Below are 26,994 nucleotides of genomic sequence, written 5' to 3' on the forward strand. Positions count from 1 at the left end.
TTCTCCAGTTGTTGCTGTTGAGTGGTGAACTCACTTTGGATGTTATCTACTGTCGTCACCAGTTGTTGCTGAGATGTAGTGACTTCTTCCATTTGTGTAACAAGAGGATTGATTTCTTGTTGGATGTTCTCCAGTTGTTGCTGTTGAGTGGTGAACTCACTTTGGATGTTATCCACTGTCGTCACCAGTTGTTGCTGAGATGTAGTGACTTCTCCTATTTGTGTAACAAGAGGATTGATTTCTTGTTGGATGTTCTCCAGTTGTTGCTGTTGAGTGGTGAACTCACTTTGGATGTTATCTACTGTCGTCACCAGTTGTTGCTGAGATGTAGTGACTTCTTCCATTTGTGTAACAAGAGGATTGATTTCTTGTTGGATGTTATCCAGTTGTTGCTGTTGAGTGGTGAACTCACTTTGGATGTTATCTACTGTCGTCACCAGTTGTTGCTGAGATGTAGTGACTTCTTCCATTTGTGTAACAAGAGGATTGATTTCTTGTTGGATGTTATCCAGTTGTTGCTGTTGAGTGGTGAACTCACTTTGGATGTTATCTACTGTCGTCACCAGTTGTTGCTGAGATGTAGTGACTTCTTCCATTTGTGTAACAAGAGGATTGACTTCTTGTTGGATGTTATCTACTGTCGTCACCAGTTGTCGGTGAGATGTGGTAACTTCTCCTATTTGTGTAACAAGAGGATTGACTTCTTGTTGGATGTTATCCAGTTGTTGCTGTTGAGTGGTGAACTCACTTTGGATGTTATCTACTGTCGTCACCAGTTGTTGCTGAGATGTAGTGACTTCTTCCATTTGTGTAACAAGGGGGGTGAATTCTTCCCGTAACGCAGAAACTTGGGTTTCCCAGTAACTTAAAATAGACGCTTCCTGTGATTTTAACTGACTCTTTACCCATAATTCCGTCGGCGCTTGTATCAACTGATACAGTTCATCGACAGACTCAAGCTGACTTAGAAATAAAGGCACTTGGGGAAGTTGTTCTTGATATTGCTCGACAAGTCCTCGCAGGGAGTGAATCTCATGTTCTTTTTGTTGTATTAAATCCGTCAGATTTAAACGTTCCTGTTTTTCTTGCTGTAATTCCTCTTCAATGTGCTTCAACTTGACTTGAATTTTTACTCGTTCATCTGACAAGGCATTTAATTCGTGTTCAATAACACTGAAATGTTTTAATTGCTCATTAATGGTCTGATAATCTTGTCTCGCTTGCCCTAATTGTTCTTTAATAAATTCTTGCTCATTTTGTGTCTTTGTCCACTCATAAAATAACTGAATCAGTTCGTCTTGTCCCAAAACAGGATGTTCGCCTTCCAGGAAGGGAGGGACTTGTTCTAAGGAGGATTCAGGACTACTAGGGAGTTCTGGGAGACTGTCTAAACTGGGGGCTAAACTTTGAATATTATGGTAAGCATCCGTTAGTTTTTCAAGTTGATATTTTGTTTGTTCTCGTTCTTGCTTAATCGTTTTAATTTGGGATTTTAATTTAGAAAGTTCTGATAGATACTTCTGTTGTTCTTTCCAGACATATTTTGCCCAAGCTTTTACTTGAGATTGATAGGGTTCTGGTATTTTTTGGCTAAATAGAACCACGCTGGGGGTGGTGGGAACGGAATCCTGTAAATACCATCCACACACATGGCAATGGTTTTGTCCTTCGGTATATTGGGTTTGACATACGGGACAGTCTGGCATTATTTTAAGTCTCCTTGTTAATTAATTTTTATCAAACTCTTAGGTTTTTTTTGGCTTTTATCACGGATAGTTCAGCTGTGTTGAAATCATTATATTTTGCTTATATTTCTCAGTTAGTTATTCGTTATTTCATGTTTTTTAGGGTTGATTTCTACAGCGTTCTATGTTACCATCGGGTAAGGTTGTACCGCAAAAGGTAACATTAATTAGTCCGGTTTCGCTTAAATCGGCATCGCGTAAATTAGCCCCATCTAAGATAACATTGCGTAGAACTGCCCCCCTTAAATTGGCGGATTGTAAATCTGCTCCGGTGAGGTCTGTATTTTCAAAATAGGCGTTGGTTAAGTTACTCCGTCGTAGATTGGCATGGCGCAAATTGGCATTGATGAATTGCCGTTCACTGAGGTCTGCTTCACTGAGGTTTACTCCTTCTAAAGAAATACTGGGTAGGGCGGGATTATTGACCCGACTTTCTCGGAAGGGGGTGACAATTAAATCATCGGTGTTTAGATTGCTATCCAGAATGGTGGTTTCGTTGAAGTTAGCGCGGCGAAATGCTGTATTGGGGCTAAATCTTACGCTGTCGAGGGTTGCGCCTGTAAATAAACTGTTGGTGAGGTTGGTGCTGGTGAGGTTGGCGCGGCTGAGGTTGGCGTTGCGGAGATCGCTGGCGAAGAAACTGGACTGTTGTAGACTGGTGCGGGTGAGGTCGGTGTTTTGGATGTCGGCTAGGGCGAGGTTGGCTTGAGAGAGTCGGGCGAGACGGAGGCTGCTGTTGGTGAGACGGGCGCCTTGTAGGTCGGCGCCTGCGAGGTTAATGGAGGTGAGTTCGGCGTTGGTGAGGTCAGCGCCTCGGAGGTTGGCGTTGCGGAAGTCTCGACTGTTGAGGTTGAGGGGTTGGGGTGGGGGGGCGGAGGGGTCGGGGATGGGACGGTTGACGACTTCCCAGACTTCTAACCATTTGGGGGCGATGAGGGTGTGACGGTCGAGTTTTACGCCTCGGAGGTCTACGCGGTCGAGGTTGGCGTTGCGGAGGTCGGCTCCTCGAAGGTCGGCGTGTCGGAGGTCGGTGTTTTGGAGGTTGGCGTTGCGGAGGATGGCGTTGCGGAGGTCGGTGCCTCGGAGGTCGGCGTTGCTTAGGTTTACGTCTCGGAGGTCGGCGCTTTGGAGATAGCGATCGCGCAATTCCACCCCTTCTAGATTACACCCTCGACAATCCCGGGTTTCGTTGAGTTGGGTGAGGTGGTTTCGATTGTAGCCAAAAGCAGGATAGACTCCACAGAGAAAGCTGCATAGAGTGAGAAGAGGAAGAAAACGGAGCATCATAGGGAAGTTTTAGGGTTTAATTTGGATGGGTGTGTCAGTTGCATCGTATTCTAATGCTATTTTTCCGGGGCAAACATTAGACAATGGCATAAATTAACAGCAAATGGTGTGTAGTGGAGGAGTTGGTGATAAAAATGCGTTCGCGTAGCGTCTCGAAGAGATCGCCTTTAACCCAATTTATTTTAACCGTCATGGTCTGGTGTGCGGCCTCACAAGCGGTTCTAGCTTTACCCCCCAGAATCAGATTACAACAGCCTTTTCGGGAATTAGAAGATTTTGACTACTGGGCGAACTTATGCCGCCTCCAGACTAAAGCAGAAGCCTTTACCGAAGCCCTAGAAGCTTGTGATGAGGCCATTTTAATTGAACCTAAAGACCCTGATATCTGGTCAGATCGGAGTTATGTCTTGTTGCGTCTGAACCGTTACGCTGAAGGGGTGGCCTCGGCGGAAAATGCTATCCGGTTTCGGGCGAACTATTCCGAGGCGCAAACTTGGCGCTGTCTGGGTTTTGCCGGGCTAAATCGGGATGAGGAGGCTGTAGACGCTTGTGAGGATGCCCTGCTGGCTGATGCCCATTGGCGCAATACTAACCCTGCTGAGGCTTGGTTTTTCCGGGGGGAGAGTCTCACCCGCTTAGGTCGTCATGAGGATGCTGTGGTGTCCTATGAACGGGCGCTGGTCATTGAACCGGAATATTCCCTCGCCCTTGCCCGTCAGTGTGAAGCCCTCTCTCAACTCCAACGCCCTCTAGAAGCCCTAACCTCCTGTGATGCGGCCTTAGCCCGAAATGAAAACTGGGGAACCCTCAACGAAAGTCTAGCTTGGGGCAATCGCGCTCTGGCCTTTGAGCAACTCCAAGGGGATGTACAGGCGATCGCATCCCTAGACCAAGCGCTCAAACGGAGTCCCCGCAATCCCATCCTCTGGGCGCAACAGGGGATGTTATTAGCCCAGCAAAAAAACTACCCCGAAGCCCTGCTTTCCTTCACCCAGGCCGTTAATATTAAGCCAGATTACACCCTAGCCCTAGTCAAACAATGCACGGCCCTCAATAAGTTACAACGCTATGAGGCCGCTCTCAAGGCCTGTGAACAAGCCTTGGCCGGGGATGGCAGTTGGGATAAATTGGGGGTAGCCGAAGCTTGGGATCAACTGACCATCACCCTAACTCAACTGGGACGTTATGAAGATGCGATCGCCACAGCCAACCGGGCCGTCGGGTTTCAGCCCGACTTTGCCGAAGCTTGGAACAACCGAGGCGTTCCCTACTGGTACCTCGGACGCTACAATGAGAGCCTCGCCTCCTACGACCGCGCCATAGCCCTCAACCCTCGTTACGTCCAAGCTTGGCTCAATCGCGGTCGCGTCTTCCTTTCCCTCCAACGCTACAACGAAGCCTTGATAGCCTACGATCAAGCCCTGAGTATTGACCCCCAGAGTGATGTCGCTTGGGCGAATCGGAGTGTGATCCTCTGGCATCTGAGGGACTATGCCGGAGCCATTCGCGCCGCCGATCAAGCCCTTGCCCTTAACCCCCAATCTACCCTAGCCTGGTTTGCCAAAGGGGAGGCGCTCGCCGCCCTCAGACGCTATGAGGCCGCCCTAGTTGCCTATCGGGAAGCCCTTTCTATTAGTCCGGAACGGGCCGATTTACAAGCGGCTGTTGAGCGGGTGTTATTGCAATTAACCCCCCCAGAGCAAGACCTACCCTTTGATCAGTTTTGAGGTGGCAAGGGGCAAGAGGCAATAATTCTTAATTCCCCGACTCCCCCGCGAATAGAGAAGTGAGAATTGATAATTGACAATTGACAATTATTCCCGGCTCCCCCTCTCCCCTGCTCCCGATTCCCCAAGCAGACCCTTCCTAGGGGTTAGCCCGTCGCCCTTGAATTACCGGACCAACTGGGAGAGGCCTAGGAGCGTCAGGAGAAGGCTGGGCTGAGGGAGTCGGGCGGGAGAGGCGGGGCGTGACTAACGTAGGTTCTGGGGGTTGAGAAGACTGCACAGGAGGCGATTTTGGGGCGGTCATCAATTGGGCTTGTTCTAAGGCCTCCTTCACTGGTTCTAATTCTTGGGCCGTGCGGATTTGCTGCTCTAACTGTTCCGTCGAAGACACCAAACCACTTAACCCATTGACCAAGCGTAACAAATTCTGGCGAAACTCAGGATTTCCCGTTAACTCATCCAAATCAGAGGTAATTTTTTGGGCATTTTCAAAAGTAGCCCGGGCTGAATCTAAGGTGCGTTGCAGTGCCAGAATATTGGCGGGATCATTAAACGCCTGAGTCATATCCCGTAAATTGGCCGAAGCTTCCGCCGAATTAGCCGTTAACTGCTCTAAATTTTGAACCAGTTGTTCAATCTGCACATTATCAAAGCGTCCTTGCACCGTAGCTACAGTAGTATTGAGTGTTCCAGCCAACTCACTGAGGCGATCGCTCGTTTGGCTAATACTACTCAAAGTTTGCGACACACTCGCCCGATTATCCACCACCGCCCCATTCAGACTCTCCACTAAACGATTGAGTTGAACCGCCGTTAATTGATACTCCCGCATAGTACGATTCACTTGGTCTGTGGTAGACTCCGCCACATTAGCCACACTCTGGGCCGCCCCCGAAAACCCCCGGATTTCCCCCCGCACTGCCCGAGAAAGCAACGTTAACTCATTCCCCAACTTAGCCACCTCTTCCGCCGCTTTACTGGCATTTGCCGTTAATTCCGTCACATTGCCCAATAGTTCAGGATTAGTCAAACTATCGCCAATTTGTATCATACTGCGCATAGCATCATCCAAACTCACCCCAATCACCCCCTCCATCTCGTCATCATGACAAATAATCAGCGCCGCATTGCAACGACGACTGAGGGGCTTCTCCAACTCCTCGGCATTGACCAAAACGGACCGAGGGGAAATATCAATAATGGTTTCACTAATTAAACCCGATTGATTGGCTTCAATTAACACATCCTTGGGAATGCGTAAATCCGTGGGCGCAATTTCCAGCGTGACAGAAATGCCGTTTGTCGTTGGCACAATCCTAGTAATACTACCCACCTTCACCCCCCGATAACGCACCGCCCCCCCAATATTCATCCCATTGGAATTATCAAACCGCACATTCACCCGGTAACTCTCTTGACCAATGGTGAGACGACGCAACCATAGGGAAAACCCCCCAAAGGCAATTAAACCCAGTAGGATAAATAGTCCCAAAGCCCCTTCCCGCATTAGTCGGGTGGGTGCAATGTTTCGGATGAATCTCATAAAACCTCCTGCACAGCCTAATTAGTTGATAACACGGATGGGGCCTTGGGTACTGGCGCTAAAAAATTGGCGGACGAGGGGGTTCTCTGTCCGGTCGATGTCTTCTACTCGTCCTTCCCACTGCACCTTTCCACCATACAAAAACACCACCCGATCAGCCGTGCGGCGAATTGTGCTTTCTTGGTGTGTCACCATGACGTAACTCCCACACTTTCCATCCACACACTGAAGTTGACGCACCAAGTCTTCAATCACGGTTGAGGCAATGGGATCTAAGCCTGCCGTGGGTTCATCATAAAGGATAATTTCCGGATTTGTGGTGGGATCGGCTGGATTGGACATAATAGCCCGGGCAAAACTAACTCGTTTGCGCATCCCCCCGGATAATTGGGCGGGATAACGATCGGCAATACCTTCTAATCCCACGGTTTTTAGTTTTTCCTCTACCAGATGGCGGATGGTCTGGCGGTCTAAGTTGGAATGTTGAAACAAACTGAACCCCACATTTTCCTCAACGGTCAGAGAATCAAATAGGGCGGCTTGTTGGAAGACCATACTAATGGTAATAGGATCGTTGCCATCTTCGGCTAATCCTTCCCGACGTTGCCCTTTGATATAGACTTCTCCAGCGTCGGGGGCTAACAATCCGGCAATGATCCGTAAAATGGTGGATTTGCCTGTACCCGATGGGCCAATAATCACAAGGGCCTCACCATTATAGATTGAAAGGTCTACGGCATCTAAGATCAAAGCCTGACCGAAGGCTTTGCTGACCTGTTTGAGTTCAATTAAGGGCGCTACATCAGTCATTGACAAGACCAGGAATGGGTTTTGTGGGGGAAGGGGGATCTAAAGTTCTCCAGAAACTATGCTACTTGATCGACTTGGATCTTGACGAGATTCCGCAAGCCCTCATTAACGATTAATGGATTCCCGTGTGAACCAATGAAGTAGGGGTAAAAAGATGTAGTGACTTAGACCCAATGCGAAACCGATGGACATTCCGATGAGGGAGAAAAAGGCGACGGTTTGAATGAGGTCTGAAAACTCTAGAATTGTGATAAAGAATTCAATTTGATTGAGGTAGGTTAGACTGCCAAAGATGCCCCCAGTGGCTAAAAGAACGATGGTTAAATGTAGCCAGTGGTGACGGGTTAAGCCTAAACTAAGGGTGAGGATGGTGGCGGAAACGCCAATTAATGTTAGGAAACGGTAGAGGTCGGAGACGGTTAGGGACTGATAGAGAATCCAAGCGAGGCCATAGCCTAAAAATCCGGCGATCGCACAAAACAAAGCATAACCCCGTTGTCCAAAACGACCGGCTTTGGCTAATCCCCATCCTGTCCCCAATCCGGCGATCGCACAAACCAAAATCCCGGCCTCTACTTTTAACTCTAAGCCCTGCAAACGGCCTAAGAATTCGTCGTTAATCTGATACAGCAGCCAATCCCTCAAGCTAGGGACTTGGAGAATCATAAAACCGATAGAAGAGCCAAAAACCGCCCCAATCCCCCCAGACACCATTTCCGTGAGTGTATGGAAACTCGCCTGCCCCAGATATTTTACAAACTCCCAACTCCAATGACCCATCTGGGCAAGGGTATCCTGTCCCCAGTGTAAGCCCCACACAAGGTTATTCTGGACTGATTCCAACCAACGGGCGATCGCCTCACTCCGGGCCTGTTGTTTCACCTCCGACAACTTCCGCCAGCGTTTTTTCACCCGTCGCACATTTTGGGGGCGTAATTTAGGGTCTAAACGCACCATATCATCCAATAAATCGGCAAAAGCTGGAGAAACCCGGGCAAAAGGTCGCCAATTCAACTCCCCCGTATTAATATCTTCCATATTTGTTGGATATTTCCCAGTTAACAAATGGATCATCGTGCGTCCAAGGGCATAAATATCCGCCGTCGATTCCACCCCACCCCCGATCACCTGTTCTGGGGGACTATACCCCGAGGAAAATAAGCGGGTGGAACTTGGGGCCGAGTCCATTTGTTTCGCCCCCCCAAAGTCAATTAACACCAAAGGAATTCCCCCACCCACACCACTCCCGGCTGTTTGTAACATTAAATTAGAGGGTTTAATATCCCGGTGGACAATGTGGCGTTTGTGCAACTCCTCCAAAATAGACAGAGCTTGCCCTAACCAATGATAAACTAACGTTTCAGGACAACCTCCGGGATAATATTCTTGGAGAAACTCCTCCAAATTTTTCCCCTTGATTTTTTCCATCACCAAGCAGTAAATCCCCCGCTTTGGGGTGCGGATTTCAAAAAAACTATTGTGAGTTTCCACTAAGGGAACCCCCGGATGTCGTAGAGTTCGTAAAACTAACGCTTCCTGAGCAAATAACTGTAGAGCTTTGTCAGAAACAACTGTCAAGACCTTTAAGACCTTTTCTTCTTGTTGTTCGAGATCCCAAACGGTATAAATGGCCGAAAACCCCCCTGCTCCCAAGCGTTCTAGGGGGATATAACGATTTTGTAAGCATAAGGAAGTACCACAACGTTGACAAAACTTGTGATGTTGAGGTTGGGGATAGGGGGCAGGACAATCTGGGTTAATACAGTGAATAAACGACATTGCTAGTTTTTGAACTGCCCCTTATTAGTCAGTAAACAGTAACATATGGAAATTAATAATTGATAATTAATTATTAATAATTGTTAATTGATAATTGCTCCCTATTCCCCATTACCTATTACCTATTACCTATTCCCCATTACCTATTACCTATTCCCCACCTCCCTCAACTCGCCCGCATTAAAGCCGCTTTGCGATTATCAAATAGCTTAATCAAGCTATTGGTAATAATTTCCACTACCATCGGGTCACAAACGGCTAAGAAAGACTCTCCATCGAGCTTACCCTCAAAAAACTCTTTGGCGTTATCATGTAACTGTTGAATCCGTTCAAACCCCATGATTTTAACCATTAAGGTTGTTAAAGGCGAGTTTTTTAAATCATAGGACGAGGCGCTATAACGCCCTTTTTCCAACAGTTCAAAAACATCTTCTTCTAAACTATTTTGGGGCGGGTAATTATTGGAAATATCGGGTAAAAAATCCTCCAATTTCCCGACATTTAACCCTTCCGGGTTTAACTCACCCATGATGGTAGAGAGGGGAATATTGCGTCCAAAGCGTTGGGATAAAGCCTCTAATAGGGCAATGGTGAATAATTTACTCCCTAAATATAAACGAGCCGTTTCTAAGTTTTTCCCGGCTCTAGTGAGTAGACTTTGATAGGTTTCCGCGTTGGGTTCTCCTGCATAATCTTGGAATACTAAATCTGGTTTGAGGAAGTTCATAAACCCTTCCATTTTTTGCAGAGCTACCCGATATTGATTCACGGTGTAGGAGTTGGTAAACCGGAGATTGTGATTCGTTTCCGGTAAGAGGTCCCAAGTGCCATCAAGAAAGATTTTGGGATTTGGATTGGCAAAACTCCCCACGTCTCGATTCGCCATGCGGACAGATTGACGGACAGCCTCCACCAATTCCTCGGGAGATAGCCCCAGCTGAAAGGACTCGTTGACTGCAATCAGTCGTTCATGAAGACGGGCGGCCGGACTCACTCCATCTTTATGGGGACGGAAGGGAATGGTGGCCTCAATACAGGCGATGATTTGTAAAATCAGGGACGGGGGAATAAAAGACTCTAGGACTTTAACGGCGACTAAAGCACTGAGGAACTCATTTTGTCCGCCAAAGGGGGATAGCTGTTGACTGGGAGTAAACCCAAAGACCTCCATCACTAGGTCAAACATGGGGTCGTTGCCTAGGTCTTCGCGATCGCGAATATATAGATTTTCTCGAAACTCTCGCACAAAAGGCGTGATATAAAACGTGAGGTTAAAATGAACACTTTGATCCACTTGCACATACACCAGATCATGGAACAAAGCCGCCAGTACCTCAATCGGGTTGTCTGACCCCCCCACCTCAAAAATATGATCTGGGGTATGGAAAGAACGCCAGCGTCCAGTCATGGCCTGAACAATCAACTCGGCGATCTTGGAAAGATCCCGTTCCGTCGTGTTGATGTTAAGCTGGCGAGTTGCCCAGATCAGCTTATCTAAGCAGCGTTGGTGATCCCGTTCAAAATCAAAGTTCATCCAGCCTTCTGCACCTCTAGTTGACTTATTTGTTATTTTAACGAGGTCTGTCGAGAGGGGAACCAAATTTTAGAATTTGGTAAGCGAAGTAAGTAGTTATACGGACGGTTCTCCTCCGCTTCTCGAAAAACCGTGATAGCTTAAGAGAAATTTTACAAGCAAAGTATAAAGTTCGATGTCTACTGTTAGTTTAATTCGTGGGGAATCTTACGATCTCGCCGCTCTTCGTCAGTCCATTGAGGAATTGCTAGCCCCTTGGGGTGGGATGGGGGCTTTTGTGAAATCAGGCGATCGCGTTCTCCTCAAACCCAACCTTCTTACAGGCAGTCAACCCCAACGGGAATGTATCACTCGCCCGGAAATCGTGTTCTGTGTCGCCCAACTGGTTCAAGAAGCAGGGGGAAAACCCTTTTTAGGGGATAGTCCCGCTTTTGGCAGTGCTAAGGGGGTAGCGGCCAATAATGGCTATTTACCCTATTTAGAACAACTCGATATTCCGATTGTGGAATTTCATGGCCAACGCTGCACCATTGACAATGACAGTTTTTCCCATTTGCGTCTGTCGAAAGAAGCCCTAGAGGCCGATGTAGTGATTAATCTGCCCAAAGTAAAATCCCATGTTCAACTCACTTTGACCTTGGGGGTTAAAAATCTCTTTGGTTGTGTGCCGGGGAAAATGAAAGCCTGGTGGCACATGGAAGCGGGAAAAGATGCCAACCGCTTTGGGGAAATGCTGGTAGAAACCGCCCGAGCGATCCAACCTCAGTTAACGATTATGGATGGCATTATCGGCCATGAAGGAAACGGCCCGAGTGGGGGAGATCCGCGCTTTCTAGGCATTTTAGGGGCATCCGATGATGTTTTTGCCCTTGACCGCACTTGGGTGGCTTTGTTGCAGGCCGATCCCCAACAGATTCCCACGGTGGCGGCCTCCCAACGGTTAGGGGTTTGTCCGGATCTCTCGGAAATTGAGTTTCCCCTGCTACAACCGGAGGATCTGGTGGTGACGGATTGGAAGTTACCGAAAAACCTTGTTCCCATTGATTTTGGTCTGCCTCGGGTGGTGCGCTCTACCTTTAAGCATCTCTATATCCGCTTGACCGAAACTCTTAGTTTTAAAAGCTTACGGGGAAACTTGGGTTTAGAGTGACGACTCCCGAGATCGACCCTACGGGTACGATGCGGGGCTTCTCTGCGGTCAGCTAAAAGGGAAAGAAAGCCGATTTCAGGGAGGCTGTCAAGACACCCGGTTTCAAGCTTGAGGTCAGAAACCGGGTTTTTGAGAGGGTTTGGAGGCACTCAGGAGAGGATGAACGCAACCCCGTTTCTTTTTGTCGCTCAGGAGAGCATGAAGTCAACCCCGTTTCTTTTTGTCGTTAGTCAGGAGGAATCACCTTGCTTTCAATTGCTGAACTCAACTCAATGGAGCATGAGGCGTTTATGGCTACAGTGGGGCATATTTTTGAAAATACACCGGAATTGATGGAGCAGGTGGCTCAAGAACGCCCTTTTCTCGACTTTGCCGATCTTTACGCCAAAATGACCCAAGGGGTGGCTAATCTCAACACTGAGGCGCAACTGGCACTGATTCGCGCTCATCCCGACTTAGGCACGAAAGCTAAAATCGGGCAATTCTCAACGCTGGAACAAAAATCGGCAGGACTGGATCAACTGACAGTGACTGAGTTTGAGGAGTTTCATCGTCTCAATGGGGCCTATAAACAACGGTTTGGTTTCCCGTTTGTCATGGCTGTTAAGGGGAAAACGGCGGGGGAAATTCGGGATCAGTTGCGCTTGCGTCTGGGGTGTTCTCTGGAGGAGGAGCGGCAGGAGGCGATCGCACAAATCCTCAAAATCGCCCAATTCCGCTTACAGGATCTTATTCAGCCGTAAACTGAGATGGGTTTAGCGATCGCCCACAGCCGCTAATTCCCGACCGCCAAAGATGGCCTCATAATGGCAATAATACTTAAATTCGAGGTAATTATAAAAGGGGTCTTCTAAAAAGAACGTGCGATGTTCTGTTAACTCCCCCGGAAACCGCCGTTTCGGTTCTTGATAAAAGGTCAGGTGTTTCTCTTGCACTCGACTTAACAAATTTTCCCAATCCTGTTCTTGGGTAAAAATTAAGCCAAAATGGCGGGGATAAATACCCTTTTGTCGTGTTAAAGGCTCTTTAGTCATGTGGGCAACTACTTGATGGCCGTGGAAGTTTAAAATCATCGCTTGAGGGGATTCTCTACCCACTTCACAGCCTAAACCTTCCACATAAAAAGTTTTGGCCTGTTCAATATTATTAATGGGAATGGCGAGATGAAATAAAATGTTAGCCTGAGATAAACTGTTAGTCATAGTCAGAAGTCCAATAAATTTTAGGTCAAAAATGTTGGGCGAAAATAATCGGGAATTTGCCGCCCCAAATCTGGAGTAAACCTATTCTATACTATAGCGTTTCCATTTGAGTTTTGTAATCCACAAGGGAATAGGGAATAGGGAATGGGGAATAGGTAATTGATAATTGTTCCCCCTCTCCCCTGCTCCCCTGCTCCCCTGCTCCCCTGCTCCCCTGCCCCCCTGCTCCCCTGCTCCCCCTCTCCCCGACTCCCGACTCCCGAAGTTATTCAGCAAGCCCTAATTAACCCCCACTGAGCAAATCTTAGCTATCCCAAAAGGCTTTAATTTCAGTAACTAAACCCTCTAAATTATCTACTAATGGCGAATGTCCTGCCTTTTTCAGGATCACTAACTTAGGCTGATTTTCTAGCATTTTTACCCCTTCTAATGCCTTACTTTTAGGGATGACATAATCTCGATCTCCATGTATAATTAAAGTGGGAGATTTTAGCCTTTTAATTGCGCCTGTTCCTGGCACTACACCATTATGGTGAGAGGATAAGTTAAAACAACTGAGCGCGTAAATTACATCTAAATAGTTCCGTTGTTTTAAGGTGGCTCTGAGGTAACGACGATACTGTTGAGCATCGGGTTTGTTTTGGGTGTAAACGACTTGATTCCAAAGGGATTTAAAAAAGCTTTGGTCTTGGGTTTCAAAAGCCTTTAAAATGGGCAGGATGACAAGGGGATCTTGTGCAAGTTCGGTTTTGGTTTGGAAAAATTCTCCGGGAATGGGTCGGCCATAGATATCCCGTTTGGGCAGGGGGAATCCTTGGGGATTGACAGAAGCGAGTAAGATTAAACGACTGAGGAGTTGAGGGGTATCACAGGCTAATTGTAAGGCGATCGCACCCCCCAAAGACCACCCTAGGATCATCGGCCGTTTTAGCTGAAGTTGGCGGATAAAAGCTTGTAGATCCTCGGCGAAATCTGAAATAGACTCAATAGGGTGATGGTAGGACGAATTGCCAAAACCGCGCAAGTCTGGCGCAAAAACATGATAATCCTCCGGTAATTGTTCCATCAGCACATCCCAATACTGAGAGGAGGACAAGTTACCATGAATCAATAATAATACTCGCTCCCCTTGTCCAGATTCCCGATAGGCTAAGGTTTCACCATTATCTAATGTGATAGATTGCATCTTCTCTATTATTTTAATCATCAATAATTAGTAATTAATCATTGATAATTGTTGAGCGATTTGTAGGTTGGGTGAAGCGACAGCGCAACCCAACAAAAGAATTGATAATTAATCATTGATAATTGTTGAGCAATCTGTAGGTTGGGTGAAGCGACAGCGCAACCCAACAAGATACTACACATTATCTGCTCCCTTCGGGGATTCTCCCACCATAATCTTTAACTGGGTGGGATGAGGAGATCAACCCCCAAAAACGCCAAAGTTGATGACCACTTTCATAATATTTGCGCTCAAAGGGAGTCAGGGGTGAGGAGGGGGTGAACATTTCCCATTGTCCGGGAGTCCCAGTGGCCAACTGGAACGCTTGCGCAAATTCAGCGACATAAATCCGCCAGTTACTGCGCAATTCCAACACTCCCCCCAGTTGTAACAGGGTGGGAAAGACGGGGTGGCCATGCCAGCGCCGCTTAAAATGGACAGGTTTAGGGTAGGGATTGGGATACAAGAGATAATGACGAGTTAGGGGGATGGATGCCTCGGCCATTAAACGCCAAAAATCCACTAAATCGGCGCGAATCAGACGATAATTCTCCCCTTGGGGGTCACTTTTGCTCAAACGGTGTAAAGATTGATCTACCCCTAAAATGAAGCAGTGGGGGAACTGTTGAGCGAGGTGACGGGTACTTTCTCCCACACCACACCCCGAATCCAGAATCAGGGGAGTCTGGGGGGGAATTTGTGCGATCGCCTGCTGAAAAATCTCCCGTTGATAATCCGGGATAGGTTTGCGAAACCGATGGGCCAGATGCTTCTGCACCACCTTTTCTAAAGCACTGTAAACCGTCGTTTGTGAACTGGTAACAGGACGACTATTAGCGCGCATTCCCTTGTTGTTGCTCCAACACTTCACCCCCCGAGATTTCTAGACCACTGAGGGGACGAGACGCTTTAAACTGTAACGGCATTTGTAGGGGAGAGAGAGGTTGAGCCTTCACCGGGGAAAAGTGCCACTGTTGCAGTCCATCTAAAATCCCTTGACGTACTGTGGGATCTTCTTCCCGTAATAACAACAGTTGAAAATATTCCATCAGTTGCCGTTTTTGCGTGTTGTCTAACTGTTCACTCAGTCGGGTTAATTGTCGCACCCCGATCAACCGTTTCAGGGGATCGGGCTGGGTCAATTCCTGCAATAATCGCTCATAACGGCCTTCATGACTTTGGGTTTTCTGGTGGGTCATCTGCCACCCCAATAAACCCAGGGTGAGTAATGTTCCTAGACCTTGTGCGATCGCACCCGTAGCCAACCAACGATTCTCCGTATCTACCCAAATCGAAGCCACCAGATAAGTCCCCACCGCCGCCAGTCCTCCACTCCCCACCGCAATCGCTAAAGGACGCTGAGGACTGTTTAAAAACCTTTGCACCCGTAACCAATACTTCGACCAATCCCACCCCTGTCCCACAAACACCAACCACATCACACCTCCTCCCGTTCCCGTCGCCAGCGTCAGTTTCCAGTTCCACACCAACAGGAACACCAACGCCAAACCGCTCATCATCCACAGCGCCAATAAACGGGACTGACGAGAAGCCAAAGCCTGTAATAGGGAACGTTCAATTTTCAGGAGAGCGGAAGAACCCAAGGATTGCCGTTTTTTCCGCCGATTAAACACCTGTGCCACGGGGGGATAGTCGAAAGGGATAACGGAGATTCTACCACTAAATCCGTCCCTCATAGTACCTCGGGCATCAGAAAAAGCGCTGAATTTTCTCCTCAACCAACATCTTGGTAGTTAAAACAACATTTAATTCTACTCCCAATCAATAGCATAGACCTAGTTTTATTGACTTCAAGTATTCCATGAATAACTATCAGCAATTTTCCCCAAACTTGCACCCCTATCAATGCAGCAGATCCCGTTTTCAGTCCCTTTCTTGGGTCGCCAGTTTGATCGTCATGCTCATTGGGGGTTTCGTCATTGTTGGCTGGATATTTGGCATTCCCCTCCTAAAAAGTGTTCTCCCCGGTTTAGTCACTATGAAAGCCAACACCGCCATTGGTTTTATTTTTGGGGGGGCTTCTTTATTTTTCTGGCATCAACAACAAAAATCATCCCAGTGGAGTCCTAATGCTTTAATTTGCGCTGTGATTGTATTATTAATTGGTTTACTCACTCTCAAGCAATATGGTTTTCAGGTCAATTTCGGGATTGATGAACTGTTTTTCAAAGAATCTTTCGATGCTGTAGCAACAGCTACCCCCGGACGTATGGCTCCTAACAGTGCATTTAACTTTCTTTTATTGGGATCTGCATTGGTCTTATCGGCACATATAATCAGGGAATCATGACTGTAATTACAGGAGATCATGCCGGAAGTATTATCGCTCAACGCCTCCTACCTACGGCTATTCTTTTTCCCCCTACCCTCTGCTGGCTGGTTTTAGTTGGCTTTCGTCAAGATGTTTATAGCCCCGAAATGGGAATTTCCATTTTAGGAATTTTAAACATCATTATTTTTGCGGTTTTAATTTGGTGGAACTCTCTCACAATGAGCCATATTGATTTACGTCGAAGTCAAGCCGAAGCATCCTTAAAACAGACTTTGGATGAGCTTGAACTTAAAGTACAACAACAGGAAAGTTTAGCCCTTCAACTGCAAAAAACCTTTACTAAAATTACAACCTCTATGAATGAGTTAGCGGCTTCTTCTAATAGTACCGCTCAACAAGCAACCGCCGCCGATCAGCAAGCACAAAAAGCCTTAAATCTTTGTCAGAAAGGAACTGTAACCGTTGCCCATAGTCAACAGGTGATGACCCAGTTAGAAGAAAACGTTACAGCAATTGGTTTAGAAATTGTGAATACTCAACAAAAAGCTAGTCAAATTGCAGATATTTCTGGCTTGGTCAAAGACTTGGCGAATCAAACCAATATGCTCGCGTTAAATGCTGCCATTGAAGCGGTGAATGCTGGAGAATATGGTCGAGGTTTTGGAGTAGTCGCCAGTGAGATTCGCAAACTGGCTGATCAAAGTAAAACCTATGCTGAAACCATTAATCTTTTAGTGTCCCAAATTCAAAACGCTGTTCAAAAGACTTCAACGGTGACAGAACAAGGAATTCAAACCGTTACGGAGAATGTGCAGGTTGTGGAACAAACCGCCTCAGCTTTTACCGGAGTTTTGAATTCTATTGAGAAAATTGTTGTCAATAATGAACAAATTTCTCTAACGGCAAATCAACAGGCGATTGCGATTCAACAAGTCGTGAACATTGTCAATGAAGTTCACATCGATAAGACTTAAGAAAATATTCAGAGCGTTGCGGCGATTCACCCTGTAGAGCTATCTCCCCACTGGGGAGATAGGCGTTAGGTTGTAGTTCACGAGGAGTAATTTGCTCATAGTTCATCGGGGTTATTTTCGGTAAATTAAGTTTGCCTTCTTCAATTATGATAAAATCATAGCTCGTCACTCCAAAACACCATATCCAACAACCAGAGCAACGTGAAACTTTTCGTTTACCATACCCCTGAATTAACCCCCACCGATCACAATCCCGATTGTGCTGTTGTGATTGATGTCTTGCGTGCCACAACCACGATTGCAACTGCCTTGAATGCAGGTGCTGAAGCGGTACAAGCTTTTAGTGATATTAACCAGTTAATGACAGTGAGTGAGGCCTGGGCGGCAGATCGGCGCATTCGGGCTGGAGAAAGGGGCGGTAAACAGGTGGAAGGCTGCGATATGGGAAATTCGCCCCTGTTGTGTACCCCGGAACAAGTGCAAGGGAAACGGTTGTTTATTAGTACCACTAATGGCACCCGAACCTTACAACGGGTGGAAAATGCGCCTGTTGTGTTAACGGGGGCGCAGGTGAACCGTCAGGCTGTTGTAGACTATTTGAGCCAACATCAGCCGGAGACGGTTTGGTTAGTGGGATCGGGTTGGGAAGGGGCCTATTCTTTAGAGGATACGGTCTGCGCGGGGGCGATCGCACTGCCTTTTTATGAACAAAACCCCGCCATCGTTGGCAATGACGAAGTATTAGGGGCCGTCAGTCTATATCGTCAATGGCAAGATCAGTTAGTGGAGTTATTTTGCCAAGCTAGTCACGGTCAACGGCTGTTACGTTTAGACCTGCTTGATGATATCAAGTATTGCGCTCAAACCGATTTATTGAATGTCCTACCCCTGCAAGTGGAAAAGGGCCTGTTAACCCTAAAGTCGTGACAGTCTCCCGGTGCTGATTCTAGAAGTACGCAGAACCCCCAACTCAGCTGAGGCCAAAGTTGGGGGGGGTGTTTTTAAGGTGTTTATGAACTACCCCACCGTATAGACGGGTGGGGAAACCAATCCCCCCTCAGACTATTGGTTGTAGATTATTGATTTTGATTGGCTTTGGTATCTTGTACCGCTACCCAGAAAAAGAGTCCGGTTAGGGGAATGCTGGCGATTAAAATGGCGGTGGTGGCGGCCACGCCATAGGTGGGGTGTCCGTAGGCTAGTTCAAAGATAGAACCTACGGCGGCGATCGCACAAATACAAGACCCCATCAAAAAAACGCCGCTTTTCGGTGTCATGCCCATAAAATTTCCCTTCCCCTCACTGAATGGGACGAACAGCTTGCATTGAAAAATGGTGCTTATTCAATGCTTCTGCTAAGACTAACCCATTTTGAACCCGATCCACGAATAAAACCCCCGTCAGGTGATCCATTTCGTGTTGAATCGCCCGAGAGAGTAATCCCTTGGCTTTCATCCGTTGGGGGCGACCTTGTTGGTCTTTATAACTCACTTCAATCACTTGGGGCCGCACCACCTCTAAATACACCCCCGGAATACTCAAACACCCTTCTTCCGCCGTACAGACTTCTGGACTAGCTCCGACAATTTGAGGGTTAATGAGAACGATGGGAGGGGTGGCGGCATTGTCCGGTTCACAGTCGATGACGATTAACTGTTTGTGGATGGCCACTTGAGGAGCCGCTAAACCAATGCCATCGGAACTATACATAGTTTGCAGCATTTCCCGCGCCATTTGCCGCACCGTCTCATCCACCCGGCTAATTCGTTTAGCGGGTTGACGTAAGACGCGATCGCCAAGATAGTGAATCTCTAAAGGCGGTTGTTTTAACTTTTTCTTTTCAACCAGAACAGCAGAAGTCATAGAATTATCAGACAGGGACAGTGTTTTAAGAACTTCTCCGATCTTAACAGCTACTTCGCGAGAGAGGTTGGTTCACAGGGAGCAGTTGACCAAAAATTCTGGTCATTTCCCGCCCTTGTCTTGTACGATTAGCCCATTGTGTTCCACCATTCATGTTGCAAATTCTCACCAAACTCCGTTATCTGTGCCGCGAAACCCTCTCGGGTTTACAACGAGGGGGATGGATGAATTGGGCGGCCATTAGTACCGTCACCGTCTCGTTATTCCTGTTTGGTCTTTCTCTCCAAACCAGTTGGCAACTCGATGCACTCCTTGCCCATTTTGGCAGTCAGTTAGAAATTTCTGTCTATCTTCAGCCTGATATATCCGGTCAAGATGTTATTGATCAAGTACAAGCGTTTCCCACCGTTCAGGAGGTGCGCGTTGTCTCCAAGGAGGAAGCTTGGCAGTCTCTCCTTTATGAATTGCGCGTGGCCGACCCGGATTATGCCACCCAACAACTGGAAGGCAATCCCCTAGTCGATGAATTGAAAGTAACGGCCTATTCCCCCCAATCAGTCCCTAATCTAGTCGAACGCTTAACGACCTTGCCTCAAGTGGATTATTGTGTTTATATCAATGAGGCGCGAGAACAGTTTGAACAATTACAAGCGGGTCTAAGCTGGGTCAGTCTGTCTTTGATTAGTATTTTATCGATTACAGCGATCGCCGTTGTCACCACCACCCTCCACTTAATCGCCGTTGCTCGACGCAATGAACTGGAAATTATGCAACTGGTCGGAGCAACCAAAGTCTGGATCATAATTCCCTTCATTTGTCAAGGTATTTTATTTGGATTAGCCGGGGGGATTCTATCCCTCATCCTCATCACAACCTTGAGAACCTTAATCGCTCAATTCCTCTTTACAGAACAAGAATTTTTACGGTTTCTCACCGAACAACTCACCCTCACCTCCCTGCAAATGTCCCTCCTCCCCCTCATTTTATTAAGCGGTGGGGGAGGAATTGGCTTAATCAGTAGTTATCTCGCCCTCCGTCGTCTAGCACTGCGTTAAGGGCGCTTCAGGAACTGTTTAATCCTCACTCAGGAAAAACTCAGATATTTCTTGTTTGTTAAAATAAGTTGTCATCGCTTCTCCCTCAGAAATTGTTAGCAGAAAACCCCATGATTCAATCTCTCACAACCATCACCCCCTTTCAGCAAAAACTCTCCTCTCCCCTCACCAAATCCACCATTACCGTTCTCCAAATTAACCTCGGGAAACGCTGCAATTTAGCCTGTACCCATTGCCATGTTGAAGCCGGCCCCCAACGCACCGAAGAACTCACCCCAGAAATTTGTCAACAACTCCTAGAAATCATTGCCCGCTTCCCCCAAATTCAAACCGTTGATTTAACCGGAGGTGCGCCAGAAATGAACTATGGGTTTCGTCCTCTCGTTGAACAGGCAAGGCGATATCATAAAGAAATTATTGTGCGGTCGAATTTAACGATTTTCTTTGAACCTGAATTTACAGACCTGCCGGAATATTTTGCGGAACATCAGGTGCGAGTGGTGGCATCTCTGCCTTGCTACTTAGAAGCGAACGTAGACGGGCAAAGAGGGGCAGGGGTTTATCAAAAATCTATTGAGGCCTTAAAACGCTTGAATGAACAAGGCTATGGTATTCATCCCAATCTCATCCTTGATTTAGTCTATAATCCTCCCCTCCCCAAATCAAATAAATTTACATTACCCCCCGAACAGAAAAAGTTAGAACGGGATTATAAGGCGTATTTAAAGGAACATTTTGCCATTGACTTTAATCAACTTTTGACCATTACTAATTTACCCATTGGACGAACAAAGCAATATTTAGAACGCCGCCAACTAACCCAGGGTTATCTGCAATTCCTAGAGGATAATTACAACCCAGAAACCGTGAGTAATTTGATGTGTCGCCATGAATTATCAATCGATTATTTAGGCAATATTTACGATTGCGATTTTAATCAGATGGAAAATTTACCCGCACGGGATAGTAAGGGGCAAAAATTAACGATTCAAAAGCTCCTCGAATTCAATAACTTAGACCAAATTAAAAGGATTCAAACCGCCGCCTATTGTTATGGTTGTACGGCGGGGTCGGGTTCTAGTTGTGGGGGGGCGTTGTTGTAAGTTTTGCTGGGAATCGGTCATGGGGAATGGCGAACAATTATTAATTATCAATGCACATCTTAACAAAAACTTTACATCTGGGAAGCCAATCTAAATAGTAGACCGGGGCAAAATTGCCTTAAGATTAAACTCAAAGTCCCAAAAATCAACCTTATGAGAATCCTTGTTACAGGTGGTGCTGGCTTTTTAGGATCCCACCTCATCGACCGCCTGATGGCAGCAGGTCATGAAGTCATTTGCTTGGACAATTTTTACACGGGTCGCAAACGCAATATCTTACACTGGCTGGACAATCCCTATTTTGAGTTAGTGCGCCATGATATTACGGAACCGATTCGTTTAGAAGTAGATCAGATTTACCATTTAGCTTGTCCGGCCTCTCCGGTCCACTATCAATACAACCCCGTGAAGACGATTAAAACCAATGTCATGGGGACGTTGAATATGTTGGGACTGGCTAAACGGGTGAAAGCGCGCTTTTTCTTAGCCTCAACTTCGGAAGTGTATGGAGATCCCACGGTTCACCCCCAAACGGAGGACTATCGGGGGAATGTGAACTGTAATGGTATTCGGGCTTGTTATGATGAGGGGAAACGGGTGGCGGAAACCCTGACCTATGACTATCATCGGCAAAATGGGGTAGATGTGCGGGTGGTGCGGATTTTCAACACCTATGGACCGCGAATGTTGCCTAATGATGGGCGGGTGGTGAGTAATTTTATTGTGCAGGCACTACAAGGTAAACCCCTGACGGTGTATGGGGATGGTTCCCAAACTCGTAGTTTTTGTTATGTGTCGGATTTGATTGAGGGGTTTATCCGACTGATGAATAGTGATTATACGGATCCGGTGAATATCGGCAATCCGGGGGAATACACCATTTTGGAGTTAGCCCAAGCGATTCAGGGCATGATTAACCCCAATGCGGAATTAATCTATGAACCTCTGCCCCAAGATGACCCTAAACAACGTCAGCCGGATATTACTCGTGCTAAAAATTTATTGGGCTGGGAGCCGACGGTGCATCTACAAGAGGGTTTAAAGCAGACGATTGATTATTTTCGCGATCGCCTAAGCCAAGACCTTTAACCCAAAAACAAGCTTTAGCCCTAAGCTTCTAGGGGAATCAACCTTGCGAATTCTACCCACTTTTTTTGAGGATTAATCTTATGCGCGTATGTGTCATCGGTACAGGCTATGTCGGTTTAGTGACGGGTGTCTGTCTTTCTCAAATTGGCCATAATGTGATTTGTATAGACAACAATGAAGATAAGGTCAAACTCATGAAGGCTGGGCAAACCCCCATCTATGAACCCGGACTTTCAGAATTGATGCAGTCCTGTATGACCGCCGGACGTTTGGAATTTACAGTAGATTTAGAGTATGGGGTACAAAATAGCGATATTCTCTTTATCGCTGTGGGAACTCCTGCCCTACCTAACGGAGAAAGTGACACCCGTTATGTCGAAGCCGTAGCGCGAGGCATTGGAACCCATCTTAACGACGGTTATAAGGTCATTGTCAACAAGTCTACAGTTCCCATCGGGTCTGGGGATTGGGTGCGGATGATTGTTTTAGATGGGGTCGCGGAACGCCAAAAAACCCTAGTGGGTGCTGGGGGAGGTGGTGACGAAACCACGGAAATTACAGCCCAGTTTGATGTGGTGAGTAACCCAGAATTCCTGCGGGAAGGTTCGGCGGTTTACGATACCTTTAACCCCGACCGCATTGTTTTGGGCAGTAACAGCAAAAAAGCCCTAGAAATGATGCAGCAACTCTATCAGCCTTTGGTAGATCGCACCTTTGCTGAAGATCAAAACTTACCACCGGTTCCGTTGGTGTTAACGGATTTGAATTCGGCGGAGATGATTAAATACGCAGCCAATTCCTTCCTCGCGACCAAGATTAGTTTTGTCAATGAGATTGCCAATATTTGCGATCGCGTCGGAGCCGATGTCACCCAAGTGGCCAAAGGCATTGGTTTAGACTCCCGAATTGGGACAAAATTCCTCCAAGCAGGCTTAGGTTGGGGGGGATCTTGTTTCCCCAAAGACGTTTCCGCCCTCATTCATACAGCCGATGACTACGGTTATGATGCCGAATTACTCAAAGCAGCCGTTAGTGTCAACCAACGGCAACGGCTGATTATCATTGAGAAACTACAACACGAGTTAAAAATCCTCAAAGGAAAAGTCGTGGGACTGTTAGGGTTAACCTTTAAACCCGACACCGACGATATGCGTGACGCACCCGCTTTAGACTTAATTGAACAGTTGAACCGTTTAGGGGCTAAAGTCAAGGCCTACGACCCCATTGTGTCCCAATCCGGCATGAGTAGCGGCCTATCCCATGTCATTGTAGAAACAGACCCAGAACGCTTGGCCGATGGTTGTGATGCGCTGGTGTTAGTGACCGATTGGAAACAATTCGCCCATCTGGACTATGGCAAATTAGCCACCTTGGTTAATACCAAAATCATCATCGATGGTCGGAATTATTTAGACCGCGAGGCCGCAGAAGCGGCTGGTTTCCGCTATGTCGGAATTGGTCATTAAGTTCTGAACTTTCTAATGGTTTCGATGTGAATAACCGGGTTTCTGTCGAGGAAACCCGGTTTCAAGTGTAAGGTATTCCAGTTCAAGATATTTGGTTAGATTATAAAGATCCTCATAATCAAAATATTAAAATCACAGGCTATCCTACAGAAAAAAATCCTAATCTGTTAGCAAGAATTATGCAAACATCTTCTAATGATAATGATTTGATTCTTGATTGTTTTGCGGGATCAGGTACAAGTTTAGAGATTGCTTCTAAGTTAAAAAAAATTAAGTTTAAGTAAGATTTACGATCAAGGTGAGCCTAAAAAGACTCACCCTTATACTACACTATACCCCAACCTCCTCTAACTTAGGCATCTCACTCTCAGGGACAACCCGCCCAAAATTCTCAAAACCTTCAATTTCATTGAAATTGAGATAGCGGTATAAATCCCCCTTAAACGGGTCAACTTTTTCCGCCACAATAGCCAAATATTCCTCCACCGTTGGCATCTTACCTAACAACGCACAAACGGCCGCCAACTCCGCAGAACCCAAGTAAACCCGCGCTCCTTTCCCCATACGATTATTGAAGTTGCGAGTCGAAGTAGAAAACACCGTCGCATTATCTTCTACCCGTGCTTGATTCCCCATACACAGAGAACATCCCGGCATCTCTGTCCGCGCACCTGCGGCCGCAAAAATGCCATAAACTCCCTCTTCTCGTAACTGTTGTTCATCCATCCGAGTGGGAGGACAAACCCATAACACCGACTTAATACGGCCAGCCCCTTCTAAAATCTTCGCCGCAGCGCGATAATGGCCAATATTAGTCATACATGAACCAATAAACACCTCATCTACCTTATCCCCCGCACATTCACTCATTAACTTGACATTATCCGGGTCATTGGGAGCCGCCACAATGGGTTCTTTAATCTCATTTAAATTCACCTCAATAGTGTCTACATATTCCGCATCCGGGTCTGCCGACATTAAGCTAGGATTAGCTAACCATTGTTCCATTTTGGCAATGCGACGTAACAGGGTACGAGCATCTTGATACCCCCGTGCAATCATGTTTTTCATTAGCACGATATTGGAACGCAAATATTCCGCCACCGTTTCCTCACTCAGCTTGATGGTACTGCCCGAACAAGAGCGTTCTGCGGTCGCGTCTGTGAGTTCAAAGGCCTGTTCTACCTTCAAATCGGGTAAACCTTCCATTTCCATGATGCGGCCGTTGAAAACGTTGATTTTGTTCTCTTTGCCGACGGTGAGTTTCCCTTGCTGCATAGCCACCCAAGGAATGGCGTTTACAATATCGCGTAACGTCACACCGGGCTGTAATTCACCCGTAAACTTCACTAATACCGATTCTGGCATATCTAAAGGCATGACCCCTAAAGCCGCCGCAAAGGCCACTAAACCCGAACCGGCGGGGAAGGAAATCCCCAAGGGAAAACGGGTGTGGGAGTCGCCCCCAGTGCCTACGGTATCGGGGAGTAACATCCGGTTTAACCAGGAGTGGATGATGCCGTCTCCCGGACGCAGAGCCACACCGCCACGGGTGGAGAAGAAGTCGGGTAATTCTTTGTGGGTTTTGATGTCTACGGGTTTGGGATAAGCCGCCGTGTGACAGAAGGTTTGCAGGGTTAAGTCTGCATTGAACCCTAAACAGGCTAACTCTTTTAATTCATCCCGTGTCATGGGGCCGGTGGTGTCTTGGGAACCGACGGTGGTCATGATAGGTTCGCAGGATGTACCGGGGCGCACGCCTTCTAAACCGCAGGCTTTGCCGACCATTTTCTGGGCGAGGGTGAAGCCCTTGCCGGTGTCTTCTGGCAGGGAAGGCCGGACAAAAAGGGAGGTCGGTTCAAGACCTAATGTTTGTCGGGCTTTATCGGTGAGGGCGCGACCAATGAGGAGGGGAATGCGTCCTCCGGCACGAACTTCATCTAGGATGGTGTCGGGTTTGAGTTGGAAGGTGGAGATAGTTTCTCCGGCTTCGTTGGTGATTTTGCCTTCGTAGGGGTGAATGGTGATGATATCCCCGGTGTTTAGTTTTGTGACATCACATTCAATGGGTAAGGCGCCGGAGTCTTCGGCGGTGTTGAAGAAGATGGGGGCAATTTTTCCACCCAAGATATAGCCGCCTGCCCGCTTGTTGGGGACGAAGGGGATATCATGGCCGATGTGCCAAAGGACGGAGTTGATGGCGGATTTCCGGGAGGAACCGGTGCCTACTACGTCCCCCACATAGGCGACGGGATGCCCTTTTGCTTTGAGTTGGGCAATGGTTTGGAGGCCGTCGGGCATTTTCGACTCCAGCATGGCGAGGGCGTGGAGGGGAATGTCTGGCCGGGTGGTGGCGTGGGGGGCGGGGGAAAGGTCGTCGGTGTTGGTTTCGCCGGGGACTTTAAAGACGGTGACGGTGATGGTTTCGGGGACTTTGGGTTTATTTAAGAACCAATCTCCCTCGGCCCAAGCGTCTACGACTTGTTTGGCGTGGGGGTTGATGTCGGAGAGGGCTAAAACCTCGTTGAAGGCATCAAAGACTAAGAGGGTTTTGCTGAGGGCGTTGGCGGCTTCGGCGGCGAGGTTGCTGTCTCTGGATTTGAGGAGGTCTACTAATGATTGGACATTATAGCCGCCTATCATGGTCCCGAGGAGGTCTACTGCGCCTTGGTGGGAGATGAGGGAACATTCAATTTCTCCTTTAGCAATGGCGGTGAGGAAGCCTGCTTTGACGTAGGCGGCTTCATCGACTCCGGGGGGTACGCGGTCCCGTAGGAGCATCAAGAGTTCTTCTTTTTCGGCTTCGGGTGGGTTTTTAAGCAGTTCACAGAGTTGGGCGGTTTGTTGGGCGTTGAGGGGGAGGGGGGGAATGCCTAGTTGGGCGCGTTCTGCGGCGTGTTGGCGATATTCTTGGAGCATTGATTCTTATATTCTCCTCTAGTGTGTTCCATTTGCTATTTTATTGTAAGGGGTGGGCTAGGGGAGTTACTGGGGAACGGTCTTAGTTTTTTAAGGATTAGCTAAATTAGAATTATTCTTGATCTCAGGTTAGTTATATGTGATAGGGATGGAAAAATTATAGTTTTCTGCTGTACGGGGTGGGTTGTGCTTAAATTAGTTCAGAAATCCTTGACTATTTCATTGAACAA

General features: G+C 47.3%; 23 protein-coding genes and 1 pseudogene. 11 read left to right on the forward strand and 13 right to left on the reverse strand.

Annotated elements, in window-relative coordinates; translation table 11 throughout:
• Together K4A83_RS06115 and K4A83_RS06120 are read right to left on the reverse strand one after the other, a co-directional pair.
• The coding region (locus tag K4A83_RS06115) for a coiled-coil domain-containing protein (RefSeq protein ID WP_265263560.1) at window positions 1-1,706 on the reverse strand (1,706 nt) is incomplete at its 3' end.
• Between the two features lie 138 nt (window positions 1,707-1,844).
• Window positions 1,845-3,032, reverse strand: coding sequence for a pentapeptide repeat-containing protein (locus K4A83_RS06120; RefSeq protein WP_265263561.1), 1,188 nt, complete (start codon window positions 3,030-3,032; stop codon window positions 1,845-1,847).
• A gap of 134 nt (window positions 3,033-3,166) precedes the next feature.
• Here K4A83_RS06120 and K4A83_RS06125 point away from each other — a divergent pair, with 134 nt between their 5' ends.
• Window positions 3,167-4,759 carry a tetratricopeptide repeat protein gene (locus K4A83_RS06125; protein WP_265263562.1) on the forward strand — a complete coding sequence of 531 codons (1,593 nt, stop codon included), beginning with the start codon at window positions 3,167-3,169 and terminating at the stop codon, window positions 4,757-4,759.
• Between the two features lie 139 nt (window positions 4,760-4,898).
• On the opposite strand, the gene K4A83_RS06130 is transcribed toward K4A83_RS06125, so the two are convergent.
• The 4 genes from K4A83_RS06130 to K4A83_RS06145 form a co-directional block, all read right to left on the reverse strand.
• On the reverse strand, window positions 4,899-6,302 hold the full coding sequence (locus tag K4A83_RS06130) for an MlaD family protein (RefSeq protein WP_265263563.1): 1,404 nt from the start codon (window positions 6,300-6,302) through the stop codon (window positions 4,899-4,901).
• A 21-nt stretch (window positions 6,303-6,323) separates the two neighbouring features.
• Entirely contained in the window at window positions 6,324-7,112 is a 789-nt protein-coding gene (locus K4A83_RS06135) for an ABC transporter ATP-binding protein (RefSeq protein WP_265263565.1), read from the reverse strand.
• Between the two features lie 105 nt (window positions 7,113-7,217).
• Entirely contained in the window at window positions 7,218-8,891 is a 1,674-nt protein-coding gene (locus K4A83_RS06140; protein ID WP_265263566.1) for a serine/threonine protein kinase, read from the reverse strand.
• Between the two features lie 166 nt (window positions 8,892-9,057).
• Window positions 9,058-10,425, reverse strand: a complete 1,368-nt coding sequence (locus K4A83_RS06145; RefSeq protein ID WP_265263567.1) for a hypothetical protein — start codon at window positions 10,423-10,425, stop codon at window positions 9,058-9,060.
• 175 nt (window positions 10,426-10,600) lie between these two features.
• Here K4A83_RS06145 and K4A83_RS06150 point away from each other — a divergent pair, with 175 nt between their 5' ends.
• Together K4A83_RS06150 and uraD are read left to right on the forward strand one after the other, a co-directional pair.
• Window positions 10,601-11,575 carry a DUF362 domain-containing protein gene (locus tag K4A83_RS06150; protein WP_265263568.1) on the forward strand — a complete coding sequence of 325 codons (975 nt, stop codon included), beginning with the start codon at window positions 10,601-10,603 and terminating at the stop codon, window positions 11,573-11,575.
• Between the two features lie 245 nt (window positions 11,576-11,820).
• Window positions 11,821-12,318, forward strand: coding sequence for a 2-oxo-4-hydroxy-4-carboxy-5-ureidoimidazoline decarboxylase (uraD, locus tag K4A83_RS06155; RefSeq protein WP_265263570.1), 498 nt, complete (start codon window positions 11,821-11,823; stop codon window positions 12,316-12,318).
• Between the two features lie 12 nt (window positions 12,319-12,330).
• Here the strand turns inward: uraD and K4A83_RS06160 are convergent, their stop codons facing one another.
• The 4 genes from K4A83_RS06160 to K4A83_RS06175 all read right to left on the reverse strand — a co-directional run bounded on the left by K4A83_RS06160 (window position 12,331) and on the right by K4A83_RS06175 (window position 15,699).
• Entirely contained in the window at window positions 12,331-12,777 is a 447-nt protein-coding gene (locus tag K4A83_RS06160; protein WP_265263571.1) for a VOC family protein, read from the reverse strand.
• A 304-nt stretch (window positions 12,778-13,081) separates the two neighbouring features.
• Entirely contained in the window at window positions 13,082-13,963 is an 882-nt protein-coding gene (phaZ, locus tag K4A83_RS06165; RefSeq protein WP_265263572.1) for an intracellular short-chain-length polyhydroxyalkanoate depolymerase, read from the reverse strand.
• Window positions 13,964-14,144: 181 nt separating this feature from the next.
• Window positions 14,145-14,846: a tRNA (guanine(46)-N(7))-methyltransferase TrmB gene (trmB, locus tag K4A83_RS06170; protein ID WP_265263573.1), complete on the reverse strand. Its 702-nt coding sequence runs from the start codon at window positions 14,844-14,846 to the stop codon at window positions 14,145-14,147.
• Window positions 14,836-15,699: a hypothetical protein gene (locus K4A83_RS06175; RefSeq protein ID WP_265263574.1), complete on the reverse strand. Its 864-nt coding sequence runs from the start codon at window positions 15,697-15,699 to the stop codon at window positions 14,836-14,838. Before K4A83_RS06175 ends, trmB begins: the two co-directional genes overlap by 11 nt.
• Before the next feature lie 125 nt (window positions 15,700-15,824).
• Here K4A83_RS06175 and K4A83_RS06180 point away from each other — a divergent pair, with 125 nt between their 5' ends.
• From K4A83_RS06180 to K4A83_RS06190, 3 genes are all read left to right on the forward strand, one after another.
• The gene (locus tag K4A83_RS06180; protein WP_265263575.1) at window positions 15,825-16,313 is read left to right on the forward strand and encodes a hypothetical protein; all 489 of its coding nucleotides are present in this window, start codon (window positions 15,825-15,827) and stop codon (window positions 16,311-16,313) included.
• Window positions 16,310-17,269 (forward strand): methyl-accepting chemotaxis protein, encoded by a 960-nt coding sequence (locus K4A83_RS06185; protein WP_265263576.1) that lies wholly within the window; start codon window positions 16,310-16,312, stop codon window positions 17,267-17,269. Before K4A83_RS06180 ends, K4A83_RS06185 begins: the two co-directional genes overlap by 4 nt.
• A gap of 201 nt (window positions 17,270-17,470) precedes the next feature.
• Window positions 17,471-18,196, forward strand: a complete 726-nt coding sequence (locus tag K4A83_RS06190) for a 2-phosphosulfolactate phosphatase family protein (RefSeq protein WP_265263577.1) — start codon at window positions 17,471-17,473, stop codon at window positions 18,194-18,196.
• A gap of 149 nt (window positions 18,197-18,345) precedes the next feature.
• On the opposite strand, the gene K4A83_RS06195 is transcribed toward K4A83_RS06190, so the two are convergent.
• Together K4A83_RS06195 and def are read right to left on the reverse strand one after the other, a co-directional pair.
• Window positions 18,346-18,546: a hypothetical protein gene (locus K4A83_RS06195; protein ID WP_265263578.1), complete on the reverse strand. Its 201-nt coding sequence runs from the start codon at window positions 18,544-18,546 to the stop codon at window positions 18,346-18,348.
• 22 nt (window positions 18,547-18,568) lie between these two features.
• The gene (def, locus tag K4A83_RS06200) at window positions 18,569-19,132 is read right to left on the reverse strand and encodes a peptide deformylase (protein ID WP_265263579.1); all 564 of its coding nucleotides are present in this window, start codon (window positions 19,130-19,132) and stop codon (window positions 18,569-18,571) included.
• Window positions 19,133-19,284: 152 nt separating this feature from the next.
• On the opposite strand from def, the gene K4A83_RS06205 reads away from it, so the two are divergent.
• The 5 genes and pseudogenes from K4A83_RS06205 to K4A83_RS06225 all read left to right on the forward strand — a co-directional run.
• A complete protein-coding gene (locus K4A83_RS06205; RefSeq protein ID WP_265263580.1) occupies window positions 19,285-20,187 on the forward strand; it encodes a cell division protein FtsX in 903 nt (300 codons plus the stop codon).
• A 110-nt stretch (window positions 20,188-20,297) separates the two neighbouring features.
• Window positions 20,298-21,290, forward strand: a complete 993-nt coding sequence (gene arsS / locus K4A83_RS06210; RefSeq protein ID WP_265263581.1) for an arsenosugar biosynthesis radical SAM (seleno)protein ArsS — start codon at window positions 20,298-20,300, stop codon at window positions 21,288-21,290.
• A 153-nt stretch (window positions 21,291-21,443) separates the two neighbouring features.
• On the forward strand, window positions 21,444-22,379 hold the full coding sequence (locus tag K4A83_RS06215) for a UDP-glucuronic acid decarboxylase family protein (protein ID WP_265263582.1): 936 nt from the start codon (window positions 21,444-21,446) through the stop codon (window positions 22,377-22,379).
• An 80-nt stretch (window positions 22,380-22,459) separates the two neighbouring features.
• A complete protein-coding gene (locus K4A83_RS06220; protein ID WP_265263583.1) occupies window positions 22,460-23,845 on the forward strand; it encodes a UDP-glucose dehydrogenase family protein in 1,386 nt (461 codons plus the stop codon).
• Window positions 23,846-23,916: 71 nt separating this feature from the next.
• Window positions 23,917-24,108, forward strand: a pseudogene (locus tag K4A83_RS06225) (DNA methyltransferase); the annotation flags it as partial.
• 67 nt (window positions 24,109-24,175) lie between these two features.
• On the opposite strand, the gene acnB reads toward K4A83_RS06225, so the two are convergent.
• On the reverse strand, window positions 24,176-26,764 hold the full coding sequence (gene acnB / locus K4A83_RS06230) for a bifunctional aconitate hydratase 2/2-methylisocitrate dehydratase (RefSeq protein WP_265263584.1): 2,589 nt from the start codon (window positions 26,762-26,764) through the stop codon (window positions 24,176-24,178).
• Window positions 26,765-26,994: the final 230 nt, after the last annotated feature.

Source organism: Spirulina subsalsa FACHB-351, from assembly GCF_026130165.1.
Lineage (GTDB): Bacteria > Cyanobacteriota > Cyanobacteriia > Cyanobacteriales > Spirulinaceae > Spirulina_A > Spirulina_A subsalsa_A.

Coding starts and splice junctions, on each gene's coding strand:
- phaZ (WP_265263572.1), bottom strand. CDS start 13,963: ATGCAATCTATCACATTAGATAATGGTGAAACCTTAGCCTATCGGGAA.
- K4A83_RS06185 (WP_265263576.1), top strand. CDS start 16,310: ATGACTGTAATTACAGGAGATCATGCCGGAAGTATTATCGCTCAACGC.
- K4A83_RS06180 (WP_265263575.1), top strand. CDS start 15,825: ATGAATAACTATCAGCAATTTTCCCCAAACTTGCACCCCTATCAATGC.
- K4A83_RS06220 (WP_265263583.1), top strand. CDS start 22,460: ATGCGCGTATGTGTCATCGGTACAGGCTATGTCGGTTTAGTGACGGGT.
- K4A83_RS06130 (WP_265263563.1), bottom strand. CDS start 6,302: ATGAGATTCATCCGAAACATTGCACCCACCCGACTAATGCGGGAAGGG.
- K4A83_RS06205 (WP_265263580.1), top strand. CDS start 19,285: ATGTTGCAAATTCTCACCAAACTCCGTTATCTGTGCCGCGAAACCCTC.
- def (WP_265263579.1), bottom strand. CDS start 19,132: ATGACTTCTGCTGTTCTGGTTGAAAAGAAAAAGTTAAAACAACCGCCT.
- K4A83_RS06120 (WP_265263561.1), bottom strand. CDS start 3,032: ATGATGCTCCGTTTTCTTCCTCTTCTCACTCTATGCAGCTTTCTCTGT.
- K4A83_RS06175 (WP_265263574.1), bottom strand. CDS start 15,699: ATGAGGGACGGATTTAGTGGTAGAATCTCCGTTATCCCTTTCGACTAT.
- K4A83_RS06195 (WP_265263578.1), bottom strand. CDS start 18,546: ATGACACCGAAAAGCGGCGTTTTTTTGATGGGGTCTTGTATTTGTGCG.
- K4A83_RS06150 (WP_265263568.1), top strand. CDS start 10,601: ATGTCTACTGTTAGTTTAATTCGTGGGGAATCTTACGATCTCGCCGCT.
- K4A83_RS06215 (WP_265263582.1), top strand. CDS start 21,444: ATGAGAATCCTTGTTACAGGTGGTGCTGGCTTTTTAGGATCCCACCTC.
- K4A83_RS06145 (WP_265263567.1), bottom strand. CDS start 10,425: ATGAACTTTGATTTTGAACGGGATCACCAACGCTGCTTAGATAAGCTG.
- K4A83_RS06160 (WP_265263571.1), bottom strand. CDS start 12,777: ATGACTAACAGTTTATCTCAGGCTAACATTTTATTTCATCTCGCCATT.
- K4A83_RS06140 (WP_265263566.1), bottom strand. CDS start 8,891: ATGTCGTTTATTCACTGTATTAACCCAGATTGTCCTGCCCCCTATCCC.
- trmB (WP_265263573.1), bottom strand. CDS start 14,846: ATGCGCGCTAATAGTCGTCCTGTTACCAGTTCACAAACGACGGTTTAC.
- acnB (WP_265263584.1), bottom strand. CDS start 26,764: ATGCTCCAAGAATATCGCCAACACGCCGCAGAACGCGCCCAACTAGGC.
- K4A83_RS06135 (WP_265263565.1), bottom strand. CDS start 7,112: ATGACTGATGTAGCGCCCTTAATTGAACTCAAACAGGTCAGCAAAGCC.
- arsS (WP_265263581.1), top strand. CDS start 20,298: ATGATTCAATCTCTCACAACCATCACCCCCTTTCAGCAAAAACTCTCC.
- K4A83_RS06125 (WP_265263562.1), top strand. CDS start 3,167: ATGCGTTCGCGTAGCGTCTCGAAGAGATCGCCTTTAACCCAATTTATT.